Genomic DNA, 7,447 nt, shown 5'->3' on the forward strand with positions numbered 1-7,447 from the left:
AGGCCACTTGCCTATCTAGTGGTTTAAATTACACGGGCATACATAGGTATTACACATGAATCAAGAAAAACAAATTTCTCCTCAAAAAATCACTGTCAAGAAAACGATTCTTGCCAGTGTGATGGGCGCATTATTAGTTCCAGTTGCGTTTGCGGCGGAAAATGAACCTTCAGAAGAAATAGAAACAATCTCAGTCAGTGGTATTGCTGAATCATATCGAAACGCAATTAATGAGAAGCGTGCTGCGCCAACTATTGTTGACGCACTTTCTACTGCAGACATGGGTGCTTTGCCGGACTTATCTGTAGCAGAAACTTTAGAGCGTATCACGGGCGTAACAGGCGACCGTTTTAAAGGTAACGCTAGTGAAATTTCAATTCGTGGTTTAGGCCCATTTTTGGGTATGTCGACGGTTAATGGCCGTGCAATTTCGTCAGGTAGTGGCAATCGCTCGGTTGCATTTAGCCAGTTTCCATCAGAATTAGTAAATGGTGTGACTGTATATAAAGCCCAAACGGCTGATTTGATTGAAGGTGGTGTATCTGGTCTAATCGACCTAGCTACTATCAAACCACTAGACTATGGTAAAGACAGATTCCAAGCCGAGATTAAACTTAACTATAATCCTTATCAAGCTAAATTTAATGACGACAATGGCATAGGACAACGTAACTCAATTTCTTATACAAAAAGCTTTGAGGGTACCAGTATAGGTAACATAGGTTTTGCTGTCGGTTATGCGGGTGGCCGTACTAGTTCACCAGAAGAAAGTTATAATACCAGTTCTACTTTGCGCAACTGTAATTCAGATTACTTAAAAGATGGCGGCAGCAACTGTGATTTTGATGCAGATAATGCGGCGGCAAATGGAGGTGCTGCGGCAGATGGTGATTATTACTACATCTCAAATTTATTCTATTACCGCCAAATGGAATCAGAAGAAAAACGTGATGCGGCTATTGTTGCATTGCAGTGGCAACCGAATGACAGCATTGATGTAAATATTGATGGTCAATGGTCTGATCGTAACTATTATGAAGATAGACACGACTTGTATTTTGATGATGGTCGTCGTCGTATCCATGATTGGGAGACGAATGAGGTTAATGCTTTAACTAAATACAGTAGTGAGTCTCGAATCAGTAGTTATGGTGATTACCGTGTACGTGATGAAGTGTACAAAGGTTTAGGTGCTAATGTAGAGTGGCAAGTAAACGATAATTTGAAACTAATGGCTGATGTGGCTTATTCTGGCACCCACAGATGGCAAACTATGGATTATGTGCGTTTTAGAAGTGATAGAAAATACTTTCAGTGGGAAACGGCAGGCAGCGATGCATTCCCTGATATAGCGCGCGTTTACACAGATAGAAATGATCCTGCTGGCAGTGAAATAGATTGGTTAGCTGAAATTAGTGATTTAGGTTTTTTTGGCGGTGATTTTGAAGCAAGAACTGAGCGATATGATGTTAAAGACAGCATCAACAGCTATCGTTTAGATGGTATATACACACTTGATGAAGGTTTTTTCACCTCAGTTAAGTTTGGTGTAGCAGGCTCTTCGCACAAACACAAAAACTACGCGGCAGATAGAAAAACCCATAAAACGCCATTAAGTGATGACGCTCCAATATTAGAGCAAGTAGAAAATGCTTGTGAAATTGCTTGGCCACAAAAAGATTTTGGTGATGATGCTAAAAGCCCTGTTAATTCTTGGGCAACATTTGACACCCATTGTGCAATTGGATTATTTGACACGAGTGACTCTCCAAATCCAAAAGCACCTGATCCTGCGGATATCAACTTAACTGAAGATATTAGCTCTGTTTATGCGGTGGCAAATTTCTCAACAGAAATTGGCAATAAATATTTAACAGGTAACTTTGGTTTACGTCATGTGACAACTGATGTGACTTCTGTTGGTATTAGTAGTGGTTATACTGTAGAAACGGATGAAGACACAGGCGGGATTCAGCTAGTATCGACAGGCACTCCTCAATATACAACCTATACTAATTCATACAGTAACGTTTTACCAAGCCTCAACTTGTCGTTAGAACTTGCCGACGACTTGATGTTGCGTGGTGCGGTGTTTAAAGGTATCTCTCGCCCTGATATGTGGTACATGGGCGCTGGGCGGGTAATTAATGATGACGCCGCAGACGAGGTTTATACCACAGTTGAAGAAGCCTTGGTTGACAATGTTTCAGCTCAAGGTAATCCGCACATAGAAGCGATTGAATCAAATAACTATGACATTAATTTAAGTTGGTTCCATGAGCAAGACACTATGGTATCTGCCGCTATCTATTACAAAACCTTTAACGCAAAATTTGGTAATAAAGTTGAGCAAGAAATGCTAACGGTTGATGGACAGCAATACTCAGCTTCTGTCTCCGGTATCCCGGAAGTACAGCAAGAAGAGTCTTCAATTAAAGGTATTGAATTAACAGCAATGCATAAGTTTGATTTCGGTTTTGGCTTCTCTACAACTTATAACTATGCAGATTCAGATTTCGAAACTCCGGAGTCTGCAACTGAAATAAGTGAAGACGTGCGCGCTAGCATCGAGCCTGCCAACTTAGCGGGTTTGTCTAAACATAACTTTACCAACCAGTTTTATTGGGAAAATGATGATATTTCAATTCGTTTATCCTATAAATACCGTTCAGAGTATTTGAAACCTTTTGGCAATGATTTGTCGCAAACTAATCGTATTGTGGATGATACTCAGTCGTTCGACCTAAGTGCTTCGTACGACCTCAGTAAAAACATTAAGCTTAAATTCCAAGCATTGAATTTAACTAACGAACCGTATGTTGAACAACGTGTAGTCAGCGAAGCTTACAATCGTATTGAATACTCTGGTGTAAAATACTTTGTAGGTGTTCAGTACCGTATGTAATAGTTATTGTGTAACTCCCTGTCTCATAAGCCCTTATATATTGTAAGGGCTTATTTCCCCTTTCTCTATTTATCTAAAATAACGTACTAAAGTTATTAAAAATCACACGCAATCATTGTTGGTCATAACTGTACAAAATTGTTTAAGTTCGATATTATTTATCATCTTTTTAACATATGGGATATTCACAATGAAGTTGTCTAAAACGCTTTTGGGCGTGTCAATTGCACTTGTTTTAGCAGGTTGTAATTCAGAAACTAAAGTTGAGCCACAACAATCATCAGCACAAACGCAAGCACCACAGAACATAATTCCTGCACAAACAGGCAGTTTTGGTGATCAAGGTGATGGTACCTATATAAACCCAATTTTAAATGCTGATTATCCTGATTCAGATATCGAGCAAGTGGGTGATACTTATTACATGATCACCTCCAAACAACATATGTCGCCGGGTATGCCAATATTAAAATCAAAAGATATGGTTAACTGGGAGAACGTAGGTCATGCATTTCCGACATTGTCTTGGGCACCTGAATATGATTGGGATCGCATGAATGGTTATTCATTTGGCACATGGGCGGGTGATATCGTCTATCATGAAGGCAAATGGTACGTTTATCAAATCGACTATCAAAACGGTCTGATGGTGACTATGGCTGACAACATAGAAGGCCCATGGAGCGAGCCAATTATGATGTTGCCACATGAAGAAGTATTAGATGATCCAGGTGTGTATTTTGACTATGATACGAAAAAAGCTTATGTAATCATCAACACTGGCTTAAAGCATAAGAGCCCTGAAAATAAAATTGAAGGTAATGAAAACTACATTTATGAAATGAGCTGGGACGGTACTAAAATCCTAGACGAAGGTAAATTAGTTTACACAGGTATGGGCGCAGAAGCGGCTAAAATCTACAAAATTGATGGCACTTGGTATATCACCATGGCGCAATGGACTATGGGTGATTATTCAACCAAACCTGGTGTTAAAAACCCGAAAAATGACCGTAAACAGTTAATACTTCGTTCAAAAGACAGTATTTACGGCCCATACGAAGTAAAAACCATAATGGAAAAAGGCAAAGAGTTTGGTCATCGTAGTGCCAGCCAAGGTGGTTTTATGACAGCGCCTGATGGTTCATGGTGGTACATGCACCAGCTCATTCAAAATGATGATATTCCTTTCCAAGGTCGCCCACAAAATTTACAACCTGTTACTTGGGTTGATGGTTGGCCAATCATAGGTTTTGACGAAGACGGTGATGGTATAGGTGAACCTGTTAAGCGCCATAAAAAACCAATTGATGGTTACCCAATTACAGCACCGTCGTCAGACGATGATTTTTCATCAGACAAGTTAGGTGCGCAATGGGAGTGGAATCATAACCCTAGAGATACGCATTGGTCGTTAACAGAGCGCCCAGGTTGGTTACGTTTAAAAGCAAGCAAAGTTTTACCAAACAACAATAACCACGGTCCCAAAATTAATGAATGGACAAATAACGATGGTTCAGACTCAGATTTCTGGCGCGCACCAAATACTTTGAGCCAACGTATTATGGGTATTACCACAGGTACTGCAATTGCTAAGTTTGATATTTCTGGAATGAAACCAAATCAGTTAGCTGGTTTTGTGCGCTACGGCGGTGTTTTCAACCTACTCGGTGTGGAAATGAAAGAAGACGGTAGCAAACACTTATTCTATATGGATAAGATGAGTAAAAAGACCATAGGGCCTGAATTAACTGGTAATGACTTGTACGTGCGTACCTCAAACGCGCGTGACCAAGCCACATATGAATATAGTTTTGATGGTAAAAACTATTATGCTTTTGGTCCAAGCTTCACCATTGCTTTTGGTAAATGGACAGGAGACCGTTTAGGCTTCTTTAGTTGGAATGAAAAAACCGATGAAGACGCTGGTTACATTGATGTTGACTGGTTTACTTACGATTACGATGGCCCAAAAGCGGCACGAGTTGTAAAAAACTAATCAATAGCATTCGTTAAGCATGATGCGAAGCCTTGAATTGGACCTGTTCCATTCAAGGCTTTTTTGCTGTTTAGTATAAAGTTAACCTAGCGACGATATGTAGCTATTGTTTAAATTAGTTGTTATAAATACCAAAGTTAACCATTAATAAATGTAGTAATGAATAAACCTGCGCTCCGTTCAACACAAATTGCTGAAAACAATAACGGCACTGAGCTGGTGGATACATCTGCCCAGTTTTTGGCGTTATTTGAAGCAGAGCGTAAACGTATTTATGCCTATATCTATGCTTTTGTTGGTGACAAAGCCGCAGCCGACGATATTTTTCAAGAAACCAGCACCATATTGTGGCGAGAGTTTGACAAGTTTACTCTTGGTACTAGCTTTACCAAATGGTCAAACGCCATTGTGTTTAATTGTGTACGTACTTTTAGACGTAACAATAAATCCTTAGTCGGTTTAAGTGATGAGGTGCTTAATGAACTTGTTGCCAATGCAGACTATTCACAAAGTTCAGAACAAAGATGGAATGCCTTGCAAAGCTGTCGCGCTCAGTTGCCTGAGTCAGACCAACGCCTGTATCAAGATTTTTATGTTGAAAATCAAAATGCACAGGAGATAGCAGGCAACACCGGCCGTTCTATTTTTGGTGTGCGAAAATCAATTCATAGACTGCGTAAAAAACTGTTTGATTGTGTGGATCGCAAAAAGCGTGAGGGAATATTTTGAATAGAACCGAAGAGTTTTCTGATATACGCGATATAGCAGACAGTGTTTGCAATCAAAGCGCCACGCCAGAGCAAATGGCTAAATTAGATGTATTGCTAAAAGGTAACCCCGAAGCGCAGCGCTTTTATCAAGAATACATCGAACTACATGTTCAAATGTCATCAGAAGTTGTACCCAACTTTGAAGTGGTGCGCCTACGAATGATGGTAGACGAAGTGATTGTGCGCCCAACGCAGTCTAATCAACAAAATTTTATAGAAAACCACTCTGCTAGCAAACCTCAACCAGCTCACGTAAGCAAAATACCCGACAATAAAAACAAAGGTATATGGCCTATTGTGATTGCTGCGCTGATCATTATTCCACTTTCCGTGTTAATTTTATTGCAGTTTTTAAAAAATCAGCAGCCAAGTGCGCCTGCACAAATCTTATCTGGCCAGTTACAAATTGTTGGTTTAGGTAAAATAGATAACGGCTATCTTGCACCTGGTGTTTATGAAAATAGCCAAGCGACGCTAGTTAAATTGCAATCGGGCGATATTTTACACTTAGCCGAGCAATCAAGTTTTAAGCTTTACAATGCAAATGAAATTGAATTAAAAGCCGGCAGTCTATCGATTGAAGCCAATTCGGCCAATAATATTATCGTGCTTGCTGATGGATTTACCATTCATAGTAACGGCGATAATGTTGAAATAGACGTGGCAAAGTTCCAGCCAACTATTCAAGCAGAAGGTAACGCAGTATTGATTCCAAAACGCTGGCGACCAAAACATTATTGGTCATTTGATGGCAGCAATGATAGAGCGATCGATTTTTCCGGTGATGCAACTGGGATTGTTAGCAAGGGCGCTGAAAGAATTAATGGTTTGGTGGGCGCTGGCGCATTTAAATTTGATAATAGTAAAGATGCGCGAATTAACGTAGGGAGTGGCGGTGGTACTGTACCTGCTTCGGGCAGTTTTGCTGTAACAGATGGCGTGACCATAGAGGCATTAATTGTACCCGAATACAGTGGTAAAGGGCCAAACAATAGCCGATTTGGCGAAATGGATGAAATATTCCGCAAAGACCAAACAGATAAAGATCACAGAATGTTGCTCAGTTTTCAACATGATTTTGGTAAGACTAATTTACGCCCTATGGGTGAGTTTGCCGAATCTTTGAGCTTTGGTTTATACATTCTTGGTCAGGGTTACCATGAACTTAAATTACCGCTTGATGGGCTAGATGGCAGGCCAACATTAGCCCAGCTAAAAGACGGTAGGATGCACCATGTAGTAGCGACATATGATGTGAATTCAGGTTTAAAAGCCATTTACTTAGATGGCAAAATGTTAGTTAGCTACCAATACCCAGCTGGCTCAAAAATGCTCAGCGGGGGCTCTGGTTTAGCTAATATTGGTAACTCTCCAAACCAGCTCAACACAGCAGCAGAAGCGTACGCAGGTGTGATTGATGAAGTTGCCTTTTATGATTTTGCGTTGCCAGCTAAGCGGGTTTATCAGCACTATCAAAACACATTAAAAGGCCGAAATTATTTTGGCTTAAAACCAAATGCTCAGCCTTTACCTGAGACAATTCAAATTAAGCTTGAGCCTGCAACTATAGTTAAACTAGATGCAGCTACTGGTTTGCCGGTTAATTAGGGGTAAATGCGCAGAGCTTCCTGAACTATGCATGAAACGAAAGAACGTGCTAATAATGCACCAAATGTACATTTCCAAACGCTCACAATAAAAAAGCCCAACTAGAATCTTGAAGTGACCCCCAATAGTTGGACTATCCAATTACTGGGGGTCTTTTATGTCTAA

4 protein-coding genes are annotated in these 7,447 nt (G+C 40.3%); all 4 read left to right on the plus strand.

What is annotated here, in order from left to right:
* Positions 1–55 precede the first annotated feature (55 nt).
* Positions 56–2,905: a TonB-dependent receptor gene (locus tag WSC_RS0120065; RefSeq protein ID WP_016957752.1), complete on the plus strand. Its 2,850-nt coding sequence runs from the start codon at positions 56–58 to the stop codon at positions 2,903–2,905.
* Between the two features lie 190 nt (positions 2,906–3,095).
* The gene (locus WSC_RS0120070) at positions 3,096–4,904 is read left to right on the plus strand and encodes a glycoside hydrolase family 43 protein (RefSeq protein ID WP_016957753.1); all 1,809 of its coding nucleotides are present in this window, start codon (positions 3,096–3,098) and stop codon (positions 4,902–4,904) included.
* A gap of 159 nt (positions 4,905–5,063) precedes the next feature.
* On the plus strand, positions 5,064–5,633 hold the full coding sequence (locus WSC_RS0120075) for a sigma-70 family RNA polymerase sigma factor (protein WP_016957754.1): 570 nt from the start codon (positions 5,064–5,066) through the stop codon (positions 5,631–5,633).
* On the plus strand, positions 5,630–7,282 hold the full coding sequence (locus tag WSC_RS0120080) for a LamG-like jellyroll fold domain-containing protein (RefSeq protein ID WP_016957755.1): 1,653 nt from the start codon (positions 5,630–5,632) through the stop codon (positions 7,280–7,282). The genes WSC_RS0120075 and WSC_RS0120080 overlap by 4 nt, the downstream gene beginning before the upstream one ends.
* Positions 7,283–7,447: the final 165 nt, after the last annotated feature.

The organism is Catenovulum agarivorans YM01, assembly GCF_000281085.1.
In the GTDB taxonomy this organism is placed as follows: Bacteria; Pseudomonadota; Gammaproteobacteria; order Enterobacterales; family Alteromonadaceae; genus Catenovulum; species Catenovulum agarivorans.